This is a genomic window from Mycoplasma sp. HU2014 (genome assembly GCF_001199495.1).
Classification (GTDB): Bacteria; Bacillota_I; Bacilli_A; order Mycoplasmatales; family Mycoplasmataceae; genus Mycoplasma.
The window spans coordinates 1-3345 of the sequence record NZ_LFYS01000053.1; the positions used below are offsets into that span (position 1 = coordinate 1).

General features: G+C 25.4%; 4 protein-coding genes and 1 pseudogene. 2 read left to right on the forward strand and 3 right to left on the reverse strand.

What is annotated here, in order from left to right:
* A pseudogene (locus tag AB668_RS03075) lies at window positions 1-343 on the reverse strand (IS1634 family transposase); the annotation flags it as partial.
* A 327-nt stretch (window positions 344-670) separates the two neighbouring features.
* Here AB668_RS03075 and AB668_RS03080 point away from each other — a divergent pair.
* Complete coding sequence (locus tag AB668_RS03080; protein ID WP_442928557.1) at window positions 671-1618, forward strand: IS1634 family transposase; 948 nt, start codon at window positions 671-673, stop codon at window positions 1616-1618.
* Complete coding sequence (locus AB668_RS03085; protein WP_050517572.1) at window positions 1557-2030, forward strand: hypothetical protein; 474 nt, start codon at window positions 1557-1559, stop codon at window positions 2028-2030. Before AB668_RS03080 ends, AB668_RS03085 begins: the two co-directional genes overlap by 62 nt.
* Window positions 2031-2608: 578 nt before the next feature.
* On the opposite strand, the gene AB668_RS06070 is transcribed toward AB668_RS03085, so the two are convergent.
* Together AB668_RS06070 and AB668_RS05740 are read right to left on the reverse strand one after the other, a co-directional pair.
* Window positions 2609-2734: a GreA/GreB family elongation factor gene (locus AB668_RS06070; RefSeq protein ID WP_082160325.1), complete on the reverse strand. Its 126-nt coding sequence runs from the start codon at window positions 2732-2734 to the stop codon at window positions 2609-2611.
* 135 nt (window positions 2735-2869) lie between these two features.
* Window positions 2870-3345: hypothetical protein (locus AB668_RS05740; RefSeq protein WP_235443326.1), on the reverse strand; the 476-nt coding region annotated here is incomplete at its 5' end.

The window sequence follows — 3345 nt, forward strand, 5'->3', positions numbered from 1 at the left end:
TAATATCTGAAAACATAGTTCTTAAAGAAGCTATAACATATAATTTTCTAGCATCTTCAAAATCATAAAAATTTAAAAGTTCTCTAAAGATATGATTGTTTAATTTTTCATTTAGTGCAAATAAACCATATGATTTAACGTCTACTTCATATGTTTGTTTTTCAATACTTTGATAAACACCATTGATAATCTTTCCAATAACTCCTTTTTCAACAGGAATAATCTTTCCATTTTTTCTTATTGATGTTCTTTGTATAACATTATAAATACCTTCTTTTGTGGTTGCTTTTACTCTGGTACTAGATGGTCTTGGAATTTCTAATATGTCTTTAGGAATGGCCATTTTATATCTCCTTTTTTATGTGTTAAACACTATACATATATATTTATTTTACCACCTATTTTTAGTTTTTTAAGCTTTTTTTAAATAAAATTGGAACAAAAAATAGAGCTTTTTTAGCTCTAGATTTAAGAAAATTTAATTTTTTAGATATTTTAATGTATTTAATGGACGAAAATAAGAATTTTTTAGTAAATTATTAAAATTATATAGTGTCCAAAATTGGGAATTTTTTAATACTTTTATAAAAAAGATCTTAACTTTCCTATTCATGGCGTTTATAGATGCTTAGACTACATTGATAAGCACTCAGATGAACTTCAAAAACATTTAAATAAGGTTATTTCATCAAAAATAGGAAGAAATGCAGTTGAAACATTCTTCGATTCAACAAATTTTTATTTTGAAAAAGACTTTGAAGATGCAGATGTTTATGAAGAAGTTTTTCCACTTGAAACTAATAAAAAAATCATAAATGAGCAACAAATAATTTCAATTAAAGACGGTAATGCAGAAAAACAATACAAAAAAATTACAGGTTTATTAAAACGCGGAGTTAGTAAAGAACATGTTGTTGATCCAATTGTTCAATTGGGACTTATGATGGATTCTAACGGAATTCCAATAAGCTATAAGATTTTTCCAGGAAATACTTCAGATTCAAGAACTCTTTTACCTGTTTTAAATGAAGTAAAAAGTAACTATAACTTAGAACGAACTGTAATAGTTGCTGATAAAGGAATAAACTGTCAAGAAAACATAAAATCTATTGTTAAAAATGGTGATGGATACTTATTTTCACAAATTCTAAAAGGTAAAAAAGGTAAAAAATACCAAGGAAAAATGTTTGACGAATCATTGTATAAAACAGTTTCTTCAGACTATAAATACCAAGAATTTATCGAACCAGTTACTTATCTTGATGAAAATAACAAAAAAGTTACAGTTAAACAAAAGGTTTTAATTTGATGAGATGGAAAAAGAGCAAGAAGAGATATTAGAAAAATTAATGAAAAAGTGCTAAAAGCACAAAACGCAATTAAATATGGGGTTGCAAATCTTACACATAGCTACACAAAATATATAGAAACGCAAAATTATTCATCAATAACAGGTGAAATAGCTGATAAAAAACAACTTATAATTGATGTAGAAAAAATAGAAAAAGATTTAAAATTTGCAGGTTATTCTTGTATTGTAACTTCAGAACTTGAATATGATCACAAAAAAAATCCGTGATTTATACCACGGATTAGCAAAAATAGAAGATGCTTTTAGAATAACAAAAAATGATCTAGCGACAAGGCCGATGTTTGTTAGAACCAAAGAACACATAAATGCTCACATTTTAATATGTTATGTTTCTCTGGTTATACTTAGAATAATTTTTCATAAATTAAATGGAAAACTTAGCGTAGAAAGAATTATTGAAGCACTTAATATGTGCTCTTGTAGCAATATAAGTGGTGGAATTGTTTATGTTTTCAAAAACGATGAAAAACAATGTTTTGAAATAAAACAAGATCAAAACGGAAAGGATTATTCAACTACAAAAATAATTAATGATAGTTCACAAACTGTTGAAGATTTTAAACTTTTATCAAAACTATTTGAAAAAACAAGCACAATAAAATCACTAATGACAGATGTTGAATTTGATAAAATTTTGAACTCTATAAGATTTAAATAACAATTAAAAAGTTGTTGCACTTTTTAATTTAGCACAACAACTGTAAAACTCGGGTTCGCCCAAAAATAAATTTAAAATAAAGGTATTAAGAAATAAAACCTATGAAGGAGGGGTAATTACATATAAAGAATTGAAAAAATTTATCTCATATAAACCAGAAGGAGAAGAAAAATATAAAAACCCACGGCAGTGTGCCTATTCAGAATAATCGACTATATATGGAAAGAAAATTTTCAAAATGTTGAAAATTTAAAAAATAAAATAAAAAATGTTGAAAAAATATCTACAAGTAAATTGTTAGCTAATATAGATTGAGAAAATTGTGGAGATAATAAACTTAAAATATTTTTTAATAAAATAATTAATGAACTTGAAGATTTTAAAATATTAGAATTAATGATAAAAAGCGGAATGATTAATAAAAAACAATATGATTTCATAAAATTTTTATAGCTATAAATGGAAATTAAGTAGAAAATATAAACTTAAATAGATAAAACACTACCTTATGAATTATATGATAATCATAAAAATGCCGATTTTTCCTTAATATTATTTATTTGTAATTCTATATTGTTTTAAATGTCGTTTTCAATTTCAACAGTTACTCTAGCTTTTTTATCTAATATAGCTTTTGGAATTGGTGATTCATTTGAAATTAAATTTGAAAAAGGATCAGCTTCAATAGCTCCAACTATTTTGATTTCTCTTGCTTTTTATAATCTATGATTTTGATACTTTTTATAATCTATGATTTTGATTTCGTGGGTTTTTAAACAAAATGAACCTTTAAATTTTTAAGTTATAATAATCTTATCAAAGGAAATTAGAAAATTAAACTAATCCAATAAGCCTAATTTTTCTTTGAGTTCGAATGATATGCGATAACATTCATTCTTAACACCTGAGACAAGTCCTGATAGTTCATCGACTACTTCACTGGGCAATCCACTTGGGTGTTTTTTAATGCTGTTAAGAGTCTTATCTAATACAGTATGAATCCATCTCGTTTTATTTATTGTTCCTAGGGTTTTTAAATCATGTTTTCTTTCTTCATCTAATTGTTTTCTTTTTGCTATATCAGCTATTCCTCAATCATGAGATCCTTTTTCTAATATTTCAGCTTTAAAACGCATAGTTTCTGTTCTAAAGTAGAACTTCTCATCTGCACCTATAACAAATTCAATACTTTCTTTTTTGTTGAACTTATATCTCTTCCCATTTTCATCAAATGCAGCATAATAATTTTTTTGATATTCAACCACTCCATTCATAATTTTTCTTTTAATAGGTATGTCAAAGAAGGATTCAACCG